The following is a 21,116-nucleotide window of genomic DNA, read 5'->3' on the forward strand; positions in this document are numbered from 1 at the left end:
TTCGCCGCCAGATCTGGCGGGTGATCGTGACGACGCTGAAGACTCCCCACTCAGACATGAGGTCCAGTCGATCCTGTGTCTGAGTGCAAGTCGACAAAGCCGTAATCCACGGCGGGCGTAGGCCGGTCACCACCGGCGAGAGGGGTCGGGTCACTGTGACCGCACCGATCGAGACCACCGGGTCACCCGAGGCGCAGCCGGAGGCTGTGCTCGTCGGCGCCGACAAGGGGCAGATCGAGGGCCGTTCCCTGGGGCAGATCGCCTGGACCCGGTTCAAGAAGGACAAGGTCGCCGTCGCCGGCGGCATCGTCGTGATCCTGCTGGTGCTGCTCGCCCTGCTGGCCCGGCCCATCCAGGCGCTCTTCGGTCTCGACCCCAACGCCTTCAACCAGGATCTGATCGACCCCAACACCTCCCTGCCCAGCGGGGACTGGGGCGGCATGAGCGCGGACCACCCGCTGGGCGTCGAGCCCAAGTTCGGGCGCGACATCGCCACCCGGATCCTGGAAGGCTCCTGGGTGTCCCTGGTCGTGGCGTTCGGGGCCACCATCCTGTCCAACACCATCGGGACGGTCCTCGGCGTGATCGCCGGCTACTACGGTGGCCGGACGGACGCGATCATCAGCCGTCTGATGGACACCTTCCTCGCCTTCCCGCTGCTGCTGTTCGCCATCGCCATCTCGGCGACGCTGCAGGGCGGTGCCTTCGGCCTGGAGGGTCTGCCGCTCCACATCAGCGTGCTGATCTTCATCATCGGCTTCTTCAACTGGCCGTATCTGGGCCGCATCGTCCGCGGCCAGACCCTGGCGCTCAGGGAGCGCGAGTTCGTCGACGCCTCCCGGGGCATGGGCGCCAAGGGTCCGTACATCCTGTTCCGGGAGCTCCTCCCGAACCTGGTCGGCCCGATCATCGTCTACTCGACGCTGCTCATCCCGACGAACATCCTTTTCGAGGCCAGCCTGAGCTTCCTCGGCGTCGGCATCCAGCCCCCGCAGGCGTCGTGGGGCGGCATGCTCAGCGAGGCGGTCAACTTCTACAAGGTCGATCCGCAGTTCATGATCGTGCCGGGCCTCGCCATCTTCGTCACCGTCCTGGCGTTCAACCTGCTCGGCGACGGACTCCGTGACGCTCTCGACCCGCGCAGTGGCCGCTGACATGCGGCCGCAGCACCGAGAGCCCATCAAGTTTCCAACTATGGAGGGGAAGCAGACCATCATGCGAAGGTCAGCGCTGGCCGCCATCGCGGCCATCGGCACCGTCAGCCTGGTTCTTACCGGCTGCAGCAAGGCCGATGACAACAACGACAATGGCGACGGCAACAACAAGTCGGCCGGCGCCAACGCGGCCACCAAGGGTGTCGTCAACGCCTCCACCGCGAAGGGGGGCACCGTCACGTACGAGTACTCGGACGTGCCGGACTCCTTCGACCCGGGCAACACGTACTACGCGTACATGTACAACCTCAGCCGGCTCTACGCCCGCCCGCTGATGACCTTCAAGCCCGGTGCCGGCGAGGCCGGCAACGAGCTGGTCCCGGACCTCGCGGCCGCCCCGGGCGAGCCGAGCGACGGCGGCAAGACCTGGACGTACAAGCTGCGTGAGGGCCTCAAGTACGAGGACGGCACGCCGATCACGTCCAAGGACGTGAAGTACGCGGTGGAGCGCTCGAACTTCGCGCGTGACGTGCTCTCCCTCGGCCCGAACTACTTCCAGCAGTTCCTGGACGGCGGCGACAAGTACAAGGGCCCCTACAAGGACAAGAGCGACAAGGGCCTCGCGTCCATCGAGACGCCGGACGACACCACGATCGTCTTCAAGCTCAACCGCTCCTTCCAGGAGTTCGACTACCTCGTCGCCACCCCGCAGACGGCCCCCGTGCCGAAGGCGAAGGACAAGGGCGTCGACTACGTCAAGAGCATCGTTTCCTCGGGCTCTTACAAGTTCGAGAGCTACGAGGAGGGCAAGCAGGCCGTCCTCGTCCGCAACGAGAACTGGGACGCCGCGTCCGACCCGCTGCGCAAGCAGTACCCGGACAAGATCGTCGTCAAGCTGAAGGTCAACGCCGAGACGATCGACCAGGACGTCCGCGCCGGCAAGGCGATCGACCTCGGTGGCGGTGGCGTCCAGGCCGCGACCCAGGCCGAGGTCGTCAACGACCCCGACCTGAAGGCCAACACGGACAACACCTTCGGTGGCCGTCTGGTCTACATGGCGATCAACACCAAGCTCGCGCCGTTCGACAAGGTCGAGTGCCGCAAGGCCGTGCAGTACGCGGTCGACAAGAACTCGGTGCAGACCGCGCTCGGTGGCCCGATCCGTGGTGACATCGCCACCACCGTCCTGCCGCCGGACATCCCGGGCTACCAGAAGACCGACCTCTACGCCACCCCGGACAGCAAGGGTGACGCCGCCAAGGCCAAGGAGCAGCTGAAGGCCTGCGGCAAGTCGTCGATCAAGACCAACATCTCGGCGCGTTCGGACCGTCCGCAGGAGATCGCCGCGGCGACCGCGATCATCAACTCGCTGAAGCAGGCGGGCATCGACGCCACGCTGAAGCAGTACCCGTCGGGCAAGTACTTCACCGACAGCGCGGGTGTCCCGACGTTCAACAAGAAGCAGAACATCGGCCTGCACATGATGCAGTGGGGCTCCGACTGGCCGTCCGGCTACGGCTTCGAGCAGCAGATCCTGCACGGTGACGCGATCGGCGAGTCCGGCAACACCAACCTGTCGCAGCTCGACAACGCCGACGTCAACTCGATGCTCGAGGAAGCGATCGGCACCGAGGACGCGGCCAAGCGTGACGCCCTCTACGCCGAGATCGACAAGAAGACCATGGAGGAGGCGGCCCTCGTTCCGCTGACCTACTTCAAGGTCCTGCTGTACCGCCCGGCCGGCTTCACCAACCTCGTTTCGACGGCGGCCTTCAGCGGTCAGTACGACTACCTCAACATCGGCACGACCAAGAAGTAGCCCCGGAAGGCAGGTGAAGGCATTGGTGCCCGCGGGCCGTGAGGCCCGCGGGCACCAGCGCCGATCCCCGTGATCTCGTATATCCTCCGCCGGACGATCGCAGCGGTGATCCTGCTGCTCGTCGTCACCGCGGTCACCTTCGCGATCTTCTTCCTGCTGCCCCGGCTCGCCGGCCAGACGGCCGACCAGCTGGCTCAGCAGTACATCGGGAAGAGCCCCTCGAAGGCCGACATCGCAGCGGTCAAGGCCAACCTCGGCCTCGACCAGCCCGTCTACGTCCAGTACTGGGACTTCATCAAGGGGATCGTCTCCGGCGCGACCTACGACCTGGGCCCCACCACCGCGCAGTGCAACGCGCCGTGCTTCGGCTACTCCTTCAAGACCCACGTCGAGGTCTGGCCGCAGCTCACCGAGCGCGTGCCGGTGACGCTGTCGCTGGCCGTCGGTGCCGCCGTCATGTGGCTGGTGGGCGGCGTCACGGCCGGTGTGATCTCGGCGCTCAAGCCGCGGTCGTTCGCCGACCGGACGTTCATGGGCATCGCCCTCGCCGGTGTCTCCCTGCCCATGTTCTTCACGGGCCAGATCGCGCTGTTCCTCTTCACCTACAAGTGGCCGATCTTCGGCCGCGAGTACGTCCCCTTCACCGAGAACCCCTCGCAGTGGGCCAACACGCTCTTCCCGGCGTGGTGTTCGCTCGCCCTGCTCTACTCCGCCATCTACGCCCGGCTCACCCGCTCGGGCATGCTGGAGACGATGAGCGAGGACTTCATCCGCACGGCCCGCGCCAAGGGCCTGCGTGAGCGGAACGTCGTGGCCAAGCACGGTCTGCGGGCCGCGCTGACCCCGATCATCACCGTCTTCGGCATGGATCTGGGACTGCTGCTGGGTGGTGCCGTGATCACCGAGTACGTGTTCTCCCTGCACGGCATCGGTGAGTACGCCGTGCAGTCCATCCGGGACAACGACCTGCCCCCGATCCTCGGCGTGACCCTGCTCGCCGCGTTCTTCGTCGTAGTCGCAAACTTCCTGGTGGACCTGTTGTACGCCGCCGCCGACCCGCGGGTGAGGCTCTCGTGACCGAACTGTCCAAGACCGGTGCCGCGGTCGGGGAGCCCGTGAAGGCCTCCTCCGACGCGCCCACCGCGTTCCTCGAAGTCCGCGACCTCAAGGTGCACTTCCCTACCGACGACGGCCTGGTCAAGTCGGTCGACGGCGTCAGCTTCAAGGTGGAGAAGGGCAAGACCCTCTCCATCGTCGGCGAGTCCGGCTCCGGCAAGTCCGTCACCTCGCTCGCCATCATGGGCCTGCACCGGCTCGGCGCGCGCGGCAAGAACGTCCGGATGTCCGGCGAGATCTGGCTGGACGGCAAGGAACTGGTCGGCGCCGCCCCGGACGAGGTGCGCCGACTGCGCGGCCGCGAGATGGCGATGATCTTCCAGGACCCGCTGTCCGCGATGCACCCGTACTACACGGTCGGCAACCAGATCGTGGAGGCGTACCGCGTCCACCACGACGTCAGCAAGAAGGTCGCCCGCAAGCGGGCCATCGAGATGCTGGACCGGGTCGGCATCCCCGAGCCCGCCAAGCGCGTCGACGGCTACCCGCACGAGTTCTCCGGCGGTATGCGCCAGCGCGCGATGATCGCCATGGCGCTGGTGAACAACCCCGAGCTGCTCATCGCGGACGAGCCGACGACCGCCCTGGACGTCACCGTCCAGGCGCAGATCCTCGACCTGATCCGGGATCTCCAGAAGGAGTTCGGCTCGGCGGTCATCATCATCACCCACGACCTCGGTGTGGTCGCCGAGATCGCCGACGACGTACTCGTGATGTACGGCGGCCGGTGCGTGGAGCGCGGCCCGGTCGACGACATCTTCGAGCGGCCGCAGCACCCGTACACCTGGGGTCTGCTCGGCTCGATGCCCCGTATCGACCGGGACACCGCCGAGCGGCTCATCCCGGTCAAGGGCCAGCCGCCGAGCCTCATCAACGTCCCCTCGGGCTGCGCCTTCCACCCGCGCTGCCCGTACGCGGACGTCCCCAAGGGCGATGTCACCCGCACCGTGCGCCCCGAGCTGACGCAGGTCGGCACCGGACACTTCTCCGCCTGTCACCTCTCTCCCGAGGACCGCACGCGGATCTGGACCGAAGAGATTGCGCCGAAGCTGTGAGTGAAACCAAGAAATCGGACGTGACCGTCCCGGCGCAGGCGTCGGCTCCCGTGTCGGAGCGCGAGGTGCTGCTGAAGGTCGAGGGCCTGCAGAAGCACTTCCCGATCCGCAAGGGCCTGCTCCAGCGCCAGGTCGCCGCGGTCAAGGCCGTCGACGGCATCGACTTCGAGGTGCGCAAGGGCGAGACCCTGGGCGTGGTCGGCGAGTCGGGCTGCGGCAAGTCGACCATGGGCCGGGTCATCACCCGGCTCCAGGACCCGACGGGCGGCACGATCCACTTCGAGGGCAAGGACATCACGCGGCTGAACACGGCCGGGATGCGCCCGCTGCGGCGGGACATCCAGATGATCTTCCAGGACCCGTACGGCTCCCTGAACCCCCGGCACACCATCGGCTCGATCGTCTCGGCGCCCTTCCGGCTCCAGGGCGTCGAGCCCGAGGGCGGGGTGAAGAAGGAGGTCCAGCGCCTGCTGGAGCTCGTCGGTCTGAGCCCCGAGCACTACAACCGCTACCCGCACGAGTTCTCCGGCGGCCAGCGCCAGCGCATCGGCATCGCCCGGGCGCTCGCGCTGAAGCCGAAGCTGGTCGTGGCGGACGAGCCGGTCTCGGCCCTCGACGTGTCGATCCAGGCGCAGGTCGTGAACCTGATGGACGACCTCCAGCAGGAGCTCGGCCTCACGTACGTGATCATCGCGCACGACCTGTCCGTGGTGCGCCATGTCTCGGACCGGATCGCGGTGATGTACCTCGGCAAGATCGTCGAACTCGCCGACCGCGCCTCGTTGTACGAGTCCCCGATGCACCCGTACACCAAGGCGCTGATGTCCGCGGTGCCGGTGCCGGACCCCAAGCGCCGGGGCGCCAAGAGCGAGCGCATCCTGCTCCGGGGTGACGTGCCCTCGCCGATCGCGCCGCCGTCCGGCTGCCGCTTCCACACGCGGTGCTGGAAGGCGACGGAGATCTGCAAGACGACCGAGCCGCCGCTGCTCCAGCTGCGCCCCGGTCAGCAGGTTGCCTGCCACCACCCGGAGAACTTCGAGGACCAGGCCCCCCAGGACACGGTCCTGCTGACCGCCGCGAAGGCGGCGGCGGAGCTGGTCGCCGACGAGGTGCTGGCGGAGTCGGCGGAGACGTCGGCGGCGGTCAAGGCCGCCGTGGCGGAGACGGCGGAAGCGGCGGAGACGGCGGAAGCCGAGGAGCCCGCGGGGGCGGAGGCCGAGGAGGCCACCGACGAGCCGGAAGCCACCGACAAGAAGGGCTAATAACCCAAGCTCGGCCGAGCCCCTGCCTTGCAATGCAAGGCAGGGGCTCAGTCTTGCGTCAGAATGTACGGGTGCTCCAGCAACTGTTCACCCCGTCCGTCCAGCACACGCTCGACCTGATCGGCATCTTCGTCTTCGCGATCTCCGGTGCCCTGCTGGCCGTCCGCAAGAACTTCGACGTCTTCGGCATCGCCGTCCTCGCCGAGGTCACCGCACTGGGCGGCGGTCTCTTCCGCGACCTGGTCATCGGCGCCGTACCGCCCGCCGCCTTCACGGATCTGGGGTACTTCCTGACCCCCTCGCTCGCCGCCCTGCTGGTGATCTTCCTGCACCCGCATGTCGAGCGCATCCAGACCGGCGTGAACGTCTTCGACGCGGCGGGACTCGGCCTGTTCTGCGTCACCGGCACCACGAAGGCGTACGACTACGGCCTCGGCCTCACCGCCTCCGCCGCCCTGGGTCTGGCCACCGCCGTCGGCGGCGGTGTGCTGCGCGATGTGCTCGCCAACGAGGTGCCCTCCCTGCTGCGCTGGGACCGCGACCTCTACGCGGTCCCGGCGATCGTCGGCGCCGCGATGGTCGCCATGTGCATCCGCTACGACGCCCTCACCCCCGTCACCAGCGGGATCGCGGCGGTCACGGCCTTTGTGCTGCGGCTGCTGGCGATGCGGTACCACTGGCGGGCGCCGCGGGCCTGGAACCGTCGCTCGACCGTGCGGGAGGAGTAGCACCGCCGACCCGGTCCTTCTCGGCGGCCACCGCCGCCCCGGAGAGAAGGGTCGCGCCGGCGAGGCTGCCCCAGAGGGCGGCCGGGCCGTGGGGCGCGAGCGCGGTGATGGCCATCGGGGAGACGGCGAGGCCGAAGCCGGTGGAGAGTTCGAAGCGGGCGAGGGCGCGCCCCAGCACATGGGCCGGGACGAGGGCGGTGACGAGCGCGGTGGCGCTTCCGGCGTAGACGATCTCGCCGAGCGTGCAGATGACGGACACCGCGGCGACCGCCGGGGCACCCCAGCCGGGCCCGAGCGAGGCGGCGGCGAGGAAGCCCAGGTAGGACACGGTGAGCACGACCGCGGCGAGGGCCAGCACATTCCGCCGGGAGTAGCGGGAGAGCAGGACGGTGACCGGGACCTGGAGGCCGACCACCAGCACGGTGTTGGCGACGAAGATCGCCGCCGACCACACCGGGGAGGCGTCCAGCTGGGTCACCAGGATCAGCGGGAGCGCGATCTCGGGGACGTTCAGGCAGAAGACGTAGATCACGTTGGCGGCGAGCAGCGCGCGCATCCGGGGCGGTGGCCCCTCGCCGGGGGCGGGCGCCGAGGCCGGGTCCGCGGCCAGGCGGACCGACCAGGCCAGGGCCGCCGCGGTGAGATAGGCGAGCCCCGTGACGGCCGCCAGCGCCTGAAGTGCGGTGGTGCCACCTGCCAGGCACACGGTCGCGATGAGCGCGCCCACCCCCATTCCTCCGTTGCGCAGGGCGCGGCCCGCCGCGAGGGCGGTGTCGCGGTCCCGGCCGTGGGCGACCGTGGCGACCAGCGCGGCGTGGGCGGCCGGCCAGGCCTGATTGCCGATGCCGAGCAGCAGCGTCGCCGCCCCGAACAGCCAGACGTGCCCCTGCGGGGTGGCCGGCAGCAGCGCCACGCCCGCCACCCGCACCAGCATCGACGCGGCCACGACGGTGCTGCGCGCGCCCCGGTCCAGCCAGCGCCCCACCGCGGGCATGCACACCAGGCCCGCCACGATGCCGACGGTCATGGCGACGCCGGTGGCCGGAGCGGACAGACGCAGCACCGTCACGCCGTAGAGCAGCAGGAACGGCCGCAGCAGGCCGGTGCCGAGCGCGTCCACGGCCAGCGCGACGGCATAGCGGGGGCCGCCGGAGGCCCGGACGAGGGCGCGGAGCCGGATGGTGGTGGTTGCCATGGCGACAACGGTGCGTACGGCCGCCCGGCGGACCACGTCGGTTGACGGAGACCGTCAATCGGCGGCGCCGCCGTCCGGCCGGACCGTGATGATGGGCGGGTGACCCTGAGGATCGACATCGGCGGACTGCCGTCCGAGCGCGTGCGGTTCGCCGCCTCCCCGCTGGCCGAGCTGACCGCGATGCTGCACGCGCTGGCCGAGCCCGGCCACCATCCGCACCTCGCCGACTGGGCCGGGAAGGTCTGGGCCGGGCTGCCGCCGGAGCTGGCCGAGCGGCTGCGCGAGGCGGAGTTCCTCTGGCGTTCCTCGCAGGCGGACTTCCTGATCCCGGCCCGCCCCCGGCCGACCCTCGCCGAGGAACTGGACGAGGTGGACCGGATCGACGACGAGACCTATGTGACCGCCGCGCTCGTCACCACCTGCGGGAGCAAGCGCGTCCCCTTCGCCGCGCCGTCCCCGCTCACCGACGCGACCGCGCGCGAGCGCGCCCTGGACCTGGCCCAGGCCCGTGGCCCACGCCAGGAGGCCTTCGCGGAACGGCTGCTCGCGGACCCGGCCGCCGTACGGGCCCGGGTGCGCCGGACCCTCGAGCAGTGCGCCGAGGCGTTCTTCGACGCGGCCTGGGCGGGGGCCGCCGTCCAGCTCGCCACCGATCTGCGCCTGAAGAACGACCTGCTCAAGCGGCAGGGCATCGGGGCGGCCCTGGCCTCGGTGTCCGGCGCGGTCGCCCTGTCGCCGGACGGCAACTGCATCATCGTCGACAAGCTCCAGGACAAGGCGACCGCCGCCCAGGGCTCCGGGGTCACCTTCATCCCGAGCGTCTTCGGCCGCCCGCACCTGGTGGTGGTCCACGCGCCCGGGTGGCAGCCGGTGGTGCAGTACCCCGTGGCCGAGCCGGTCCCCGCGGAGCCGGTCTCGCTGGAGACGGTCACCCTGCGCCTCGAAGCCCTCGCCCATCCCGTACGGCTGCGACTCCTGCGCACCCTGGCCCGCGGCCCGCACACCACCGGCGAGCTGGCCCACGCCTGGGAACTCTCGCCCCCGGAGGTCTCCCGCCACCTCGCGGTCCTGCGCCGGGCGGACCTGCTCACGGCCCGACGGCACGGGCGTTACGTCCGCTACACCCTGAACGTCCCCGACCTCACGGCGCTGGGTACGGACCTGCTGGCGGCGGTCCTGCGCTGAGGGGGATTCGAAAAAGCTACCGCTTAGTAGTTAGCTGTTGTACCGTTCACTCATGCCAGAAGCAGCGTTCACGCAGGCCACCATCGGCGACAGCGAGTTCGACCGCGACACCGCGCTCACCCTGCGCGAGCCCGGGGTCTACGACATCGACCTCTCCGCCGGCTGGACCATCATCAGCGCCGTCAACGGCGGCTATCTGCTGGCGATCCTCGGCCGCGCGCTCGCCGATGCCCTGCCGCACGCCGACCCGTTCACGATCTCGGCGCACTACCTGACCGCGTCCCAGCCGGGACCGGCCGTGGTCCGCACCTCCGTGGTCCGCACCGGCCGCACCCTGTCCACCGGCCAGGCCTCGCTCCTCCAGTACGACGAGCAGGGCCGGGAGATCGAACGCATCCGGGTCCTCGCCTCCTACGGCGACCTCGACTCCCTCCCCGACGACGTCCGTACGACCGCGCAGCCGCCCGCGATCCCGCCGATGGACCAGTGCTTCGGCCCCCAGGACAGCCCCGCCCCGGTCCCCGGCAGCTCGGCCATCACCGACCGCCTGATGATCAAGCTGGACCCCGCGACGCTGGGCTGGGCCCTCGGCGCCCCCTCCGGCAAGGGTGAGATGCGGGCCTGGTTCGGCCTGGCCGACGGCCGCGACGCCGACCCCCTCTCCCTGCTCCTGGCGGTGGACGCGCTGCCCCCGACCGCCTTCGAACTCGGCATCAAGGGCTGGGTCCCCACGGTGGAACTGACGGCCCACATCCGCTGCCGCCCGGCCCCCGGCCCCCTTCGGGTGTCCATCACGACCCGCAACCTGGCGGGCGGCTTCCTGGAGGAGGACGCGGAGGTCTGGGACACGGAGGGCCGACTGGTGGCCCAGTCGCGGCAGTTGGCCCGGGTGCGTCTGGGCTGACGCTCCGGAGACACTGACAGGACAGGGACAGGGTGGCCCCAAGGAAGCCCTAAGTGACGTTGGTTGAGTGTCTGGCTCAGGACTCACTCATCGTTCTTGGAGCTGTTTCTCATGAAGCGTGCGCGTCTCGTCCCCGCGGTGGCCCTGCTGGTGCTCTCACCCCTGGCGTTGGTGGCCTGCGGCTCGGGCGACTCGTCGTCCTCCACCGACTCCGGCGACACGGGGCAGGGGAACTGCCGGCCGGCTTCGGGGATGCCGAGCGGGGCGCCGTCGGGCATGCCGTCCGGGGCGCCCTCGGGTGCTCCTTCGGGCGCGCCGAGCGGGGGCCCTTCGGGCATGCCGTCCGGGATGCCGAGCGGCGGTCCCGGCGGGGTGGGCGGCGGCTGCGGTGGCGGGCCGGGGCAGCAGGCTCAGCAGGGCTGACGGGGGAGGCGCGCGGTACGTCCTCGCCGCTCGCTCAGTGCTCGCTCAGTCCAGCCAGTGGCGGCGGCCGATGCTGATCAGCCGCATCCGGCGGGTGGCGTCCTCGACCACCCGCTGCCGTTCGTCCCCGGCGTCCTTGTCCAGGGTGTCCAGGAAGAGGGAGGCGATCATCAGCATCTGGTCGACGTAGAGGTTGGCCAGCATCAGCAGGTCCTGGTCGCTCCAGCCCCCGGACAGCGGGTCCTTGGCGAGCTCGTGCTTCACCTCCTCGCCGAAGCGGGCGAGTTGGTCCTGGATGGCCGCGCGCACCGACTGGACGCCGCCGTGCCGCTCGCGGGCGATGAAGCGGACGTGGGCCGGGTGCCTGGCGACATGGCCGGCGATCAACTCGATGGCGCGGGCTATGCGTTCATCGGGGTCGCCGTCGGCGGAGACGGTGGTCCGGATCATCGGGTGCAGGCTGCCCAGCGCCTCCTCGACCAGCGCGACGCCGAGATCCGCGGTGGAGCGGAAGTGCCGGTAGAAGGCGGTGGGGGCGACGCCGACGGCACGGGTGACCTCGCGCAGACCCAGACTGCTCAGGCTCTGCTCCTCCAGCAGCCCCAACGCGGCGTCCAGGAGCGCCTGTCGGGTCTTCTGCTTCTGGGCCTGCCGGATGCCGAGGGTGTGACTCATGCCATGCAGTTAACAACTGTTCTCTGGAATTGAAAAGCCTTCGGGCGCGCTAGACTCAGTAGTCAGTGAACAACTGTAACTACAACCGTTCACCGAAACGTCACGAGACGCATCTCGGAGGGGGATCCCATCCCATGCTGTTCCTCGTTGCCGCGCTCCTGCTGCTGGGCGTCGTCATGGGCACCGTGGCCCACGCACCGCTCGGCTTCACCGTCGTAGCCGCCGTAGTCATCGCCGCCTGGCTGGGCGTCTTCGCGCTCCGCGAGCGCCACGCCCGCCGCCACTGACCCGCACAGGGAGTTGACCCACCATGCAACTCACAGCCCCGACGACCGGCCGCCCGCTCACCCGTGACGCCGACGGCATGGCCGTCGCGTCCTTCATCCTCGGCCTGGTAGGGCTTCTGGTCCTCAACGTCTTCCTCGGCCCGATCGCCATGGCCCTGGCCGCCGTGTCCCTCTGGCGCGGAACCACCCGCCGCGGCCGCGCGTATCTGGGCCTGGGCCTGGGCGTGGCCGACCTGTTGGTCCTGCTCACGTTCATGCAGATGGACAACACGGTGTCCTGGAGCTTCTGAACCCGAGCCGGCCACAGCCCACGCTCAACGGCCGACGACCCATGCCTACGGCCACCGGGCAGGCCCGTAGAATCAGCTCACCATGGCTTACCTCGACCACGCCGCGACCACCCCGATGCTTCCCGAGGCGGTCGAGGCACTCGCCGCGCACCTGAGCGTCACCGGCAACGCCTCCTCTCTGCACGCATCCGGCCGCAGAGCCCGCCGTACCGTCGAGGAATCCCGCGAGACCCTCGCGGAAGCGCTCGGCGCCCGCCCCAGCGAGGTCGTGCTCACCTCGGGCGGCACCGAGGCCGACAACCTCGCGGTCAAGGGCCTGTACTGGTCCCGCCGCGACGCCGACCCGGCCCGCACCCGGGTGCTGGCCTCCCCCGTCGAGCACCACGCCGTCCTCGACGCGGTGCACTGGCTCGGCGAACACGAGGGCGCCACCGTCGAGTACCTCCCGGTCGACGCGTACGGCCGGGTCCACCCCGAGGCCCTGCGCGAGGCCATCGCCCGCAACCCCGACGACGTGGCCCTGGCCACCGTCATGTGGGCCAACAACGAGATCGGCACGATCATGCCGGTCCGTGAACTCGCCGACGCCGCCGCCGAGTTCGGTGTCCCGCTGCATGCCGACGCCGTCCAGGCCTTCGGCCAGCTCGACGTCGACTTCGCCGCCTCCGGGCTCGCCGCGATGACCGTCTCCGGACACAAGATCGGCGGCCCCTACGGCATCGGCGCCCTGCTCCTCGGCCGCGACCAGAGCCCCGTCCCCGTGCTGCACGGCGGCGGCCAGGAGCGCCAGGTCCGCTCCGGCACCCTCGACGTCCCCGCCGTCGCCTCCTTCGCCGTCGCCGGCCGGCTCGCCGCCGAGCAGCGCGAGTGGTTCGCCCGGGAGATCGGCGCCCTGCGCGACGATCTGATCGCGGCGGTCCGCGCCGCCGTCCCGGACGCGATCCTCGGCGGCGACCCGGTGGACCGCCTTCCGGCCAACGCCCACTTCATGTTCCCCGGCTGCGAGGGCGACTCCCTGCTGCTCCTGCTGGACGCCCAGGGCATCGAATGCTCCACCGGCTCCGCCTGCACCGCCGGTGTCGCCCAGCCCAGCCACGTCCTGCTCGCCACCGGAACCGACCCGGACCTCGCCCGCGGCACCCTCCGCTTCTCCCTCGGCCACACCTCCACGGAGGCCGACGTCGAGGCGGTCGCCAAGGCGATCGGACCGGCGGTGGAGCGGGCACGGGCCGCGGGTCTCAGCTAGCCGAGGGGCTGGGCGGGCTCACGCCGGCGTCGTACGCGCCTGCCGCACCAGCTTCATGTACCGCTTCCAGTCCCAGTGTTCGCCCGGATCGGTGTGGTCCGTGCCCGGCACCTCCACATGGCCGATGATGTGCTCACGGTCGACGGGGATGTCGTAACGCGCGCATATCCGGGCCGTGAGGCGGGCCGAAGCGGCGTACATCTCGTCCGTGAAGCCCTCGGGCCGGTCCACGAACCCCTCGTGCTCGATGCCGACACTGCGTTCGTTGAAGTCGCGGTTGCCCGCGTGATACGCCACGTCCAGCTCACGGATCATCTGCGTGACATGGCCGTCCTTGCGGACGATGTAGTGCGCCGCGGCGCCGTGCTCCGGGTCCTGGAACACCTTCACGGCGCTGTCGAAACTGCCCTGGGTGACATGGATGACCACCATGTCGACGCCGTAGTCGTCCGGCCGGTCCGCGCGCCGCCAGTTCGCGTCCGAGGCCGCCACCCAGCGAGCGCCCGCGAAGTCGACCTCGCCCTCCTTGCGCGGCTTCTCCACCCCGGGCATCCGCCACCACAGCCGCCCCAGTTCGTCGCGCGCCAGCACCGCGGTGCCCAGCGCGGCCGCCGCGCCGCCGATCAGCAGCGCCCGCCGCCCGATGCGCCGGTCCGCGTCCGTGCCGCCGCTCTTGCCCTTGGATGCCTTCCTCGCCCCCATGTGATCGTCAACGGATACCCGGCGGCTCCGGTTCCCGCGGACCCGTACTCTTGAAGAGTTATGACTGACACCCCGCAGCGCCCCCTTCGCGTACTCGCCGCCATGTCCGGCGGTGTGGACTCCGCCGTCGCCGCCGCCCGCGCCGCGGAAGCCGGCCACGACGTCACCGGTGTCCACCTGGCCCTCTCCGCGAACCCGCAGTCCTTCCGAACCGGCGCGCGGGGCTGTTGCACCATCGAGGACTCGCGCGACGCCCGCCGCGCCGCGGACGTCATCGGCATCCCCTTCTACGTCTGGGACCTCGCCGACCGCTTCCGCGAGGACGTGGTCGAGGACTTCATCGCCGAGTACGAGGCCGGCCGCACCCCGAACCCCTGCCTGCGCTGCAACGAGAAGATCAAGTTCGCGGCGCTGCTGGACAAGGCGCTGGCCCTGGGCTTCGACGCGGTCTGCACCGGCCACTACGCCAAGGTCGTCACACTGGCCGACGGCTCCCGTGAGCTGCACCGCGCCTCCGACATGGCCAAGGACCAGTCCTACGTCCTCGGAGTGCTGGACGAGCGGCAGCTCGCGCACGCGCTCTTCCCGCTCGGCGACACCGTGACGACGAAGGACGAGATCCGCGCGGAGGCCGAGGTCCGGGGGCTCGCGGTCGCGAAGAAGCCCGACTCCCACGACATCTGCTTCATCGCCGACGGCGACACCCAGGGCTTCCTGGCCGGCCGGCTCGGCAAGGCCGAGGGCGACATCGTCGACGAGGCCGGCGCCAAGCTGGGCACCCACGAGGGCGCCTACGGCTTCACCATCGGCCAGCGCAAGGGCCTGCGCATCGGCACCCCGGCCGCCGACGGCAAGCCGCGCTACGTCCTCGACATCTCCCCGGTCGACAACACCGTCACGGTCGGCCCGGCCGCCGCCCTCGACGTCACCGCCCTGCGCGCGATCAAGCCCCGCTGGTGCGGCACCGCCCCGACCGGCCCCGGCACCTACACCGCCCAGCTCCGCGCCCACGGCGGCGAGACCGAGGTCACCGCCGAACTCGTCGACGGCACCCTGGAGGTCACCTTCACCGAGCCGGCCCGCGGCGTGGCCCCCGGCCAGGCGATCGTCCTGTACGACGACACGCGCGTGGTGGGCTCGGCGACGATCTCGACGACCACGCGCGCGACGGCGGACGTGGCCTGAGCGGTCCCGCGACCCGCTAGGCGCCGAAGAACTCCGCCAGCACCGGCCCGAGCACCTGAGGTTCCACCATGTGGGTCTGGCCCTCCAGGCTCCGGTACGCGCCCTGCGGCGCCGCCTCCGCGACGGCCTGCGCGGCCTCCCGCATCCACGCGGGGCTGGCGCCGCCCGCGACCGCCAGCACCGGCACCCGGATCGCCGTGAGACGGGCTCGCGGCACCGCACAGTCGCCCATCACGGCCGCGTCGTACGCGAGGCTCGGGGCGACGGCCTCCATCCCGGCCCACATGGGGGCCTGGCGGGCGCCCTGGATCATCTCCTCGGCGAGCCCGGTGAGCCGCAGGAACAGCGCCACGGCGTCCCCGCGCCTGCCCTGCCCGAGCGCCTCACCGAGCCGCTCGGTGTACTCGGCCCACGCCGCCCTGCCCCCTTCGTGCACGGCGAACGGCGTCTCGTACACCGCCACCTGACGCACCGGCAGCCCGCTCGCCGCCGCCTCCAGGGCCAGCGCGCCGCCCGAGGAGACCCCGCACAGCGCCGCCTCGCCGCCCACCGCCTCGATCAGCACCCCGAGATCCTCCACCTCACGGGCCACCTCGTACGGCGCCGTGTCGCCGCTCTCCCCACGGCCCCGGCGGTCGTACGTCACCACGGTGAACCGGCGCTCCGCGAGCAACTGCGCCAGCGGCGCGAGGGTCGCCCCCGTGGACATCGCGCCACTGACGAGGACGACAGCCGGGCCGTCACCGGTGCTCTCGTAGGCGAGGGAGGTGCCATCGCGCGAAACGCTCTTGAGTCCCATGCCCGACAGCCTGCCACCGGGAACGGGACTAATCGCTCACAACACTTCTACTTCGTAGAAGCACAGGTGGTCCTTGATCTCGGCGACGTCCGGCTTGGGCTCCGGGTATGTCCAGACCAGGTCCGGGGCGTCCGGCAGTGACCAGTAGGAGGCCGTGCCCTTGAAGGGGCAGTAGGTGTGGGTGTCGGAGGGGGTCAGGAGGTCCAGGCGTACGTCCTCGGCGGGGAGGTAGTAGCGCACCGGACAGCCGGTCTCCCGGAGCAGGAGCGGGCGGTCGCTCTCCGCGAGGACCTGGTCGCCGTGGACGACCCGTACGCGCTGAGTGCCGTGCTCGATCGTGATCGTGTGTCCTTCAGCCATGTTGGTAGGAGCGCTCTCCGGGCGCCGGTTCTTCCCGCGTACGGTGGCTCCATGCGAATCTGCGTCTTCCTCTCCGCGGCCGATCTGGACGAGCGTTACACCCGCCCCGCGCGGGAGTTCGCGAACCTGCTGGGCAAGGGCGGTCACACGCTCGTGTGGGGCGGCTCCGACGTGGGGCTGATGAAGGTGGTCGCCGACGGGGTGCAGCAGGCGGGCGGGCGGCTGCTCGGCGTCTCGGTGGACTTCCTGGCCGCCAAGGCCCGCGCGGGCGCCGACGAGATGGTCGTCGCCAAGGACCTCGCCGAGCGCAAGCGGCTGCTGCTGGAGAAGGCCGACGCGGTGGTGGTCATGGTCGGCGGTACCGGCACGCTGGACGAGGCGACCGAGATCCTGGAGCTGAAGAAGCACGGCCACACCGACAAGCCGGTCGTCCTGCTGAACACGGCGGGCTTCTACGACGGCCTGAAGGAGCAGTTCCGGCGGATGGAGGACGAGGGCTTCCTGCCCCGACCCCTGACCGACCTGGTGTTCTTCGCGGAGGAGCCGGTGGGGGCGCTGGCGTATCTGGAGGAGAGCCACGGCGTGGAGTGACGATGCCCAGGTGGGACGATGGCGCACATGGCTACTCATGTGATCACCGGGGCCGGTTCCGGAATCGGCGCGGCCGTGGCGCGGCGGCTGCACGCGCGCGGGGACGAACTCGTGCTGCACGCGCGCGACGCGGGGCGCGCGAAGGAGCTGGCGGCGACGTTCCCCGGGGCCCGGACGCTGGTCGGGGACCTGTCGGACCCCGACAAGCTGTCCTGGGCGTTCTCGCACCAGTCCCTGCCGGACCGGGTGGACTCGCTGCTGCACATCGCGGGTGTGGTGGACCTCGGGCGGGTCGGTGACCTGACCCCGAAGACCTGGCGGCACCAGCTCAACGTCAACCTCATCTCGCCCGCCGAGCTGACCCGCCACTTCCTGCCGCAGCTGCGGGCCACCCACGGCCACGTGATCTTCGTCAACTCCGGCGCGGGCCTGAACGCCCACGCCGACTGGTCCGCCTACGCCGCCTCCAAGCACGGCCTGAAGGCCCTGGCGGACTCCCTGCGCCACGAGGAGCACGGCCACGGCGTCCGGGTCACCTCGGTCTACCCCGGCCGTACGGCGAGCCCCATGCAGGCGAAGGTCCACCAGCAGGAGGGCAAGACGTACGACGAGTCCCAGTGGATCGACCCGGAATCGGTGGCCACCACCATCCTCACGGCCCTGGACCTCCCCAGGGACGCGGAGATCAACGACGTGACGGTCCGCCCGGGCCGCTGACTCCGGATTCGACGGGATACGTAGGCTTCCCCGCGTGAACGCACATTTCAGGTTTGCCTCCGCCACCGGCGTCGGGTCCATGCCCGGCACCGATGCCCGGGAGGCGGCCAAGACGGTCGTCGGGTCGTTCGAGGACTTCCCGTTCCTGGCCGAGCAGCCCGCCCGCGGGCCCGGCGCCGACATGATCGGACGGACCGCGGGGATGCTCGTCGAGCTGTACGCGCGCGTCGAGCCCAGTGGCTGGCGGATCGGGGACCGGCCCGGGAGGGACACCCGGCGGGCCCGTTCCTGGCTCGGTGAGGACCTCGACGCGCTGGAGGAGTTCGTCCAGGGGTACGAGGGACAGCTCAAGGTGCAGGCGGTCGGGCCGTGGACGCTCGCCGCCGCCCTTGAGCTGAGGAACGGCGAGGTCGCCCTCTCCGACCCCGGCGCCTGCCGCGACCTCACCGCCTCCCTGGCCGAGGGTCTGCGGCTGCACCTCGCGGAACTGCGCCGCCGGATCCCCGGCGCCCAGCTCGTCCTCCAACTCGACGAGCCGTCCCTCACCGCCGTCCTCCGGGGGCAGGTGAAGTCCGCCAGCGGGTACCGCACGCACCGGGCCGTGGACCGCCAGGTCGTGGAGTCCGCACTCCGCGACGTCATCGGGGTTCACGCCGACAACCCCGTCGTGGTGCACTCGTGCGCACCGGACGTCCCCTTCGCCCTGCTGCGCCGAGCGGGCGCGGCAGCGATCTCGTTCGACTTCACTCTCCTCACCGAGCGTGACGACGACACGATCGGCGAGGCGGTCGAGGCGGGCACCCGGCTGTTCGCGGGTGTCGTCCCCGGCACGGACGGCCCATTGTCAGACCCTGCCGGTAGCGTCATGGGTGTCAGGACGCTGTGGCGCAGGCTGGGGCTGCGACCGGGGCTTCTCGCGGAGTCCGTCACGCTCACTCCGGCGTGCGGTCTCGCGGGCGCTTCCCCCGCGTACGCCCGCAAGGCCCTCGCGCACTGTGTCCGGGCGGCGAGATCCCTCGCGGACAACCCAGAGTAACGGGAGGACCACACGGTGGCCGGCGACAAGCAAGCGGAGACGACGGTGCCCGCCGAGGCGCGGGAGAAGCACGCCAAGCTCGCTGAGCAGATCGAGGAGCACCGCTTCCGGTACTACGTGAAGGACGCCCCGGTCGTCAGCGACGCGGAGTTCGACAAGCTCCTGCGCGCGCTGGAGGCCCTGGAGGAGGAGTACTCGGAGCTGCGCACCCCGGACTCGCCGACCCAGAAGGTCGCGGGCGCGTACGAGACGGAGTTCACCGCCGTCCAGCACCGGCAGCGGATGCTCTCGCTGGACAACGCCTTCGACGACCTGGAGCTCGCCGCCTGGGCCGAGCGCGTCCACAAGGACGTCGGCGCCTCCGTGTACCACTTCCTGTGCGAGCTGAAGGTCGACGGCCTCGCCGTGAACCTGACGTACGAGCGGGGACGGCTCACCCGTGCGGCGACCCGCGGCGACGGCCGTACCGGCGAGGACATCACGCCGAACGTGCGCACCATCGCCGAGATCCCGGACCGGCTCAGCGGCGACGGCGTCCCGGACCTGGTGGAGATCCGCGGCGAGGTCTACTTCCCGATGGAGAAGTTCGAGGAGCTCAACGCCCGCCTGGTCGCGGCCGGTGACAAGCCCTTCGCCAACCCGCGCAACGCCGCGGCCGGTTCGCTGCGCCAGAAGGACCCGCGGGTCACCGCCACCCGGCCGCTGCACATGGTCGTCCACGGCATCGGCGCCCTGGAGGGCTTCGAGGGCCTGACCCGCCTCTCCCAGGCGTACGACCTGCTCAAGACCTGGGGCCTGCCCACCTCCCGGCACAACAAGGTGGTCGGCGACCTCGACGGCGTCCGCGCGTTCATCGCGTACTACGGCGAGAACCGCCACTCCGTGGAGCACGAGATCGACGGCGTCGTCGTCAAGCTCGACGAGATCCCGCTCCAGGGCCGCCTCGGCTCCACCTCCCGGGCTCCGCGCTGGGCCATCGCGTACAAGTACGCGCCGGAGGAGGTCAACACCAAGCTGGTCAACATCCGGGTGGGCGTGGGCCGTACGGGCCGGGTCACGCCGTACGCCCAGGTCGAGCCGGTGACGGTGGCCGGTTCCGAGGTCGAGTTCGCCACCCTGCACAACCAGGACGTGGTCAAGGCCAAGGGCGTCCTGATCGGCGACACCGTGGTGCTGCGCAAGGCCGGTGACGTCATCCCGGAGATCCTCGGTCCGGTCGCCGACCTGCGCGACGGCAGCGAGCGCGAGTTCGTGATGCCGGCCGAGTGCCCCGAGTGCGGTACGGCACTGCGGCCCATGAAGGAGGGCGACGTCGACCTGCGCTGCCCGAACGCGCGGAGCTGCCCGGCGCAGTTGCGGGAGCGCCTGTTCTACCTCGCGGGCCGCAAGTCGCTGGACATCGAGCACTTCGGCTACGTCGCCGCCGCGGCCCTCACCAAGCCGCTGGAGCCGTCGGAGCCGCCGCTGGTCGACGAGGGCGACCTGTTCGACCTCACCATCGAGCGGCTGCTGCCCATCAAGGCGTACGTCCTGGACCAGGACAGCGGTCTGCCCAAGCGGGACCCGAAGAGCGGCGAGGAGAAGGTCGCCATGGTCTTCGCCAACCAGCAGGGCGAGGCGAAGAAGAACGCGCTTGCCATGCTGGAGAACATCCAAGCGGCCAAGGAACGCCCCCTCGCCCGGGTGCTCACGGGCCTGTCGATCCGTCATGTGGGACCGGTCGCCGCCGAGGCGCTGGCCCGCGAATTCCGCTCGATCGAGCGGATCGAGCAGGCCAGTGAGGAGGAGCTGGCCGCCACCGACGGCGTCGGCGGGATCATCGCGGCCTCGCTGAAGGAGTGGTTCGCCGAGGAGTGGCACCAGGAGATCCTCCGCAAGTGGCGGGCGGCCGGCGTGCGCATGGAGGAGGAGGGCTCCGGCGAGGACGAGGGGCCACGCCCGCTGGAGGGCCTGACCGTGGTCGTGACCGGCACTCTGGAGCGTTTCACCCGGGACGGCGCCAAGGAGGAGCTCCAGACCCGGGGAGCCAAGGTGACCGGTTCGGTTTCGAAGAAGACGTCATTCGTCGTCGTGGGTGACAATCCTGGTTCGAAGTACGACAAGGCGATGCAGCTGAAGGTGCCGGTTCTGAACGAGGACGGCTTCAGAGTCCTGCTGGAACAGGGCCCCGAGGCGGCGGCCGAAGTCGCGCTTCCGACCGAGGAGTAGGCGGCGGTAGCGGTTGAAGGCCACCCGATCGGCGCATACCAGATGCATACGGGTGGCTGGGGCGCATTCGGGCAACCGTCGACGACCGCTGCCCGCGGAAGCCTTCTGCGGCCTACTGTTGAGATGTGCGCCTGCCGTGCCCAACTGCGGTTGGGGCATTCCCTTGCTCTTGATGAGCC

The 21,116-nt window shown here is 70.6% G+C and carries 22 protein-coding genes; 16 read left to right on the plus strand and 6 right to left on the minus strand.

Translation table 11 applies throughout. The annotated features are described in order from the left end of the window. Nucleotides 1–155: 155 nt before the first annotated feature. From STRCI_RS28195 to STRCI_RS28220, 6 genes are all read left to right on the plus strand, one after another. Nucleotides 156–1,154: an ABC transporter permease gene (locus STRCI_RS28195; protein ID WP_269661769.1), complete on the plus strand. Its 999-nt coding sequence runs from the start codon at nucleotides 156–158 to the stop codon at nucleotides 1,152–1,154. A 61-nt stretch (nucleotides 1,155–1,215) separates the two neighbouring features. Further along, entirely contained in the window at nucleotides 1,216–2,973 is a 1,758-nt protein-coding gene (locus tag STRCI_RS28200) for an ABC transporter substrate-binding protein (RefSeq protein ID WP_472926753.1), read from the plus strand. Nucleotides 2,974–3,042: 69 nt separating this feature from the next. Then, complete coding sequence (locus tag STRCI_RS28205; protein ID WP_269661771.1) at nucleotides 3,043–4,050, plus strand: ABC transporter permease; 1,008 nt, start codon at nucleotides 3,043–3,045, stop codon at nucleotides 4,048–4,050. Beyond that, complete coding sequence (locus STRCI_RS28210) at nucleotides 4,047–5,144, plus strand: ABC transporter ATP-binding protein (protein WP_269661772.1); 1,098 nt, start codon at nucleotides 4,047–4,049, stop codon at nucleotides 5,142–5,144. Before STRCI_RS28205 ends, STRCI_RS28210 begins: the two co-directional genes overlap by 4 nt. After that, complete coding sequence (locus STRCI_RS28215; protein ID WP_269661773.1) at nucleotides 5,141–6,406, plus strand: ABC transporter ATP-binding protein; 1,266 nt, start codon at nucleotides 5,141–5,143, stop codon at nucleotides 6,404–6,406. The genes STRCI_RS28210 and STRCI_RS28215 overlap by 4 nt, the downstream gene beginning before the upstream one ends. 71 nt (nucleotides 6,407–6,477) lie before the next feature. Beyond that, complete coding sequence (locus STRCI_RS28220; RefSeq protein ID WP_269664669.1) at nucleotides 6,478–7,134, plus strand: trimeric intracellular cation channel family protein; 657 nt, start codon at nucleotides 6,478–6,480, stop codon at nucleotides 7,132–7,134. Here the strand turns inward: STRCI_RS28220 and STRCI_RS28225 are convergent. Continuing rightward, a complete protein-coding gene (locus STRCI_RS28225; protein WP_269661774.1) occupies nucleotides 7,043–8,329 on the minus strand; it encodes an MFS transporter in 1,287 nt (428 codons plus the stop codon). The genes STRCI_RS28220 and STRCI_RS28225 overlap by 92 nt on opposite strands. A 99-nt stretch (nucleotides 8,330–8,428) precedes the next feature. Here STRCI_RS28225 and STRCI_RS28230 point away from each other — a divergent pair, with 99 nt between their 5' ends. Both STRCI_RS28230 and STRCI_RS28235 read left to right on the plus strand, forming a co-directional pair. Next, nucleotides 8,429–9,514 (plus strand): helix-turn-helix domain-containing protein, encoded by a 1,086-nt coding sequence (locus STRCI_RS28230; protein ID WP_269661775.1) that lies wholly within the window; start codon nucleotides 8,429–8,431, stop codon nucleotides 9,512–9,514. 52 nt (nucleotides 9,515–9,566) lie between these two features. Further along, the gene (locus STRCI_RS28235) at nucleotides 9,567–10,418 is read left to right on the plus strand and encodes a thioesterase family protein (protein ID WP_269661776.1); all 852 of its coding nucleotides are present in this window, start codon (nucleotides 9,567–9,569) and stop codon (nucleotides 10,416–10,418) included. 83 nt (nucleotides 10,419–10,501) lie between these two features. Here the strand turns inward: STRCI_RS28235 and STRCI_RS28240 are convergent, their stop codons facing one another. Continuing rightward, nucleotides 10,502–10,756 (minus strand): hypothetical protein, encoded by a 255-nt coding sequence (locus STRCI_RS28240; RefSeq protein WP_269661777.1) that lies wholly within the window; start codon nucleotides 10,754–10,756, stop codon nucleotides 10,502–10,504. A gap of 130 nt (nucleotides 10,757–10,886) precedes the next feature. Continuing rightward, nucleotides 10,887–11,516, minus strand: coding sequence for a TetR family transcriptional regulator (locus STRCI_RS28245; RefSeq protein ID WP_269661778.1), 630 nt, complete (start codon nucleotides 11,514–11,516; stop codon nucleotides 10,887–10,889). A gap of 134 nt (nucleotides 11,517–11,650) precedes the next feature. On the opposite strand from STRCI_RS28245, the gene STRCI_RS28250 reads away from it, so the two are divergent. The 3 genes from STRCI_RS28250 to STRCI_RS28260 all read left to right on the plus strand — a co-directional run bounded on the left by STRCI_RS28250 (nucleotide 11,651) and on the right by STRCI_RS28260 (nucleotide 13,339). Next, nucleotides 11,651–11,803 (plus strand): hypothetical protein, encoded by a 153-nt coding sequence (locus STRCI_RS28250; RefSeq protein ID WP_269661779.1) that lies wholly within the window; start codon nucleotides 11,651–11,653, stop codon nucleotides 11,801–11,803. A 23-nt stretch (nucleotides 11,804–11,826) separates the two neighbouring features. Then, complete coding sequence (locus tag STRCI_RS28255; RefSeq protein ID WP_269661780.1) at nucleotides 11,827–12,093, plus strand: DUF4190 domain-containing protein; 267 nt, start codon at nucleotides 11,827–11,829, stop codon at nucleotides 12,091–12,093. Nucleotides 12,094–12,175: 82 nt separating this feature from the next. Then, nucleotides 12,176–13,339 (plus strand): cysteine desulfurase family protein, encoded by a 1,164-nt coding sequence (locus STRCI_RS28260; RefSeq protein WP_269661781.1) that lies wholly within the window; start codon nucleotides 12,176–12,178, stop codon nucleotides 13,337–13,339. An 18-nt stretch (nucleotides 13,340–13,357) separates the two neighbouring features. On the opposite strand, the gene STRCI_RS28265 is transcribed toward STRCI_RS28260, so the two are convergent. Further along, nucleotides 13,358–14,041 (minus strand): N-acetylmuramoyl-L-alanine amidase, encoded by a 684-nt coding sequence (locus STRCI_RS28265; protein WP_269661782.1) that lies wholly within the window; start codon nucleotides 14,039–14,041, stop codon nucleotides 13,358–13,360. A 60-nt stretch (nucleotides 14,042–14,101) separates the two neighbouring features. Between STRCI_RS28265 and mnmA the strand changes: the two genes are divergently transcribed. Then, on the plus strand, nucleotides 14,102–15,226 hold the full coding sequence (mnmA, locus tag STRCI_RS28270; RefSeq protein WP_269661783.1) for a tRNA 2-thiouridine(34) synthase MnmA: 1,125 nt from the start codon (nucleotides 14,102–14,104) through the stop codon (nucleotides 15,224–15,226). A 16-nt stretch (nucleotides 15,227–15,242) separates the two neighbouring features. On the opposite strand, the gene STRCI_RS28275 is transcribed toward mnmA, so the two are convergent. Both STRCI_RS28275 and STRCI_RS28280 read right to left on the minus strand, forming a co-directional pair. Then, on the minus strand, nucleotides 15,243–16,025 hold the full coding sequence (locus STRCI_RS28275) for an alpha/beta fold hydrolase (RefSeq protein ID WP_269661784.1): 783 nt from the start codon (nucleotides 16,023–16,025) through the stop codon (nucleotides 15,243–15,245). A 36-nt stretch (nucleotides 16,026–16,061) separates the two neighbouring features. Beyond that, a complete protein-coding gene (locus STRCI_RS28280) occupies nucleotides 16,062–16,385 on the minus strand; it encodes a DUF427 domain-containing protein (RefSeq protein ID WP_269661785.1) in 324 nt (107 codons plus the stop codon). A 51-nt stretch (nucleotides 16,386–16,436) separates the two neighbouring features. Between STRCI_RS28280 and STRCI_RS28285 the strand changes: the two genes are divergently transcribed. From STRCI_RS28285 to ligA, 4 genes are read left to right on the plus strand one after another with little or no spacing between them, the layout of a single operon-like run. Next, on the plus strand, nucleotides 16,437–16,976 hold the full coding sequence (locus STRCI_RS28285) for an LOG family protein (RefSeq protein ID WP_269661786.1): 540 nt from the start codon (nucleotides 16,437–16,439) through the stop codon (nucleotides 16,974–16,976). Between the two features lie 18 nt (nucleotides 16,977–16,994). Then, nucleotides 16,995–17,693 (plus strand): SDR family oxidoreductase, encoded by a 699-nt coding sequence (locus STRCI_RS28290; protein ID WP_269661787.1) that lies wholly within the window; start codon nucleotides 16,995–16,997, stop codon nucleotides 17,691–17,693. Between the two features lie 34 nt (nucleotides 17,694–17,727). After that, entirely contained in the window at nucleotides 17,728–18,729 is a 1,002-nt protein-coding gene (locus tag STRCI_RS28295; protein WP_269661788.1) for a methionine synthase, read from the plus strand. A gap of 15 nt (nucleotides 18,730–18,744) precedes the next feature. Further along, on the plus strand, nucleotides 18,745–20,937 hold the full coding sequence (ligA, locus tag STRCI_RS28300) for an NAD-dependent DNA ligase LigA (protein ID WP_269661789.1): 2,193 nt from the start codon (nucleotides 18,745–18,747) through the stop codon (nucleotides 20,935–20,937). The last annotated feature ends 179 nt before the right edge of the window (nucleotides 20,938–21,116 follow it).

It is taken from the genome of Streptomyces cinnabarinus (genome assembly GCF_027270315.1).
Lineage (GTDB): Bacteria > Actinomycetota > Actinomycetes > Streptomycetales > Streptomycetaceae > Streptomyces > Streptomyces cinnabarinus.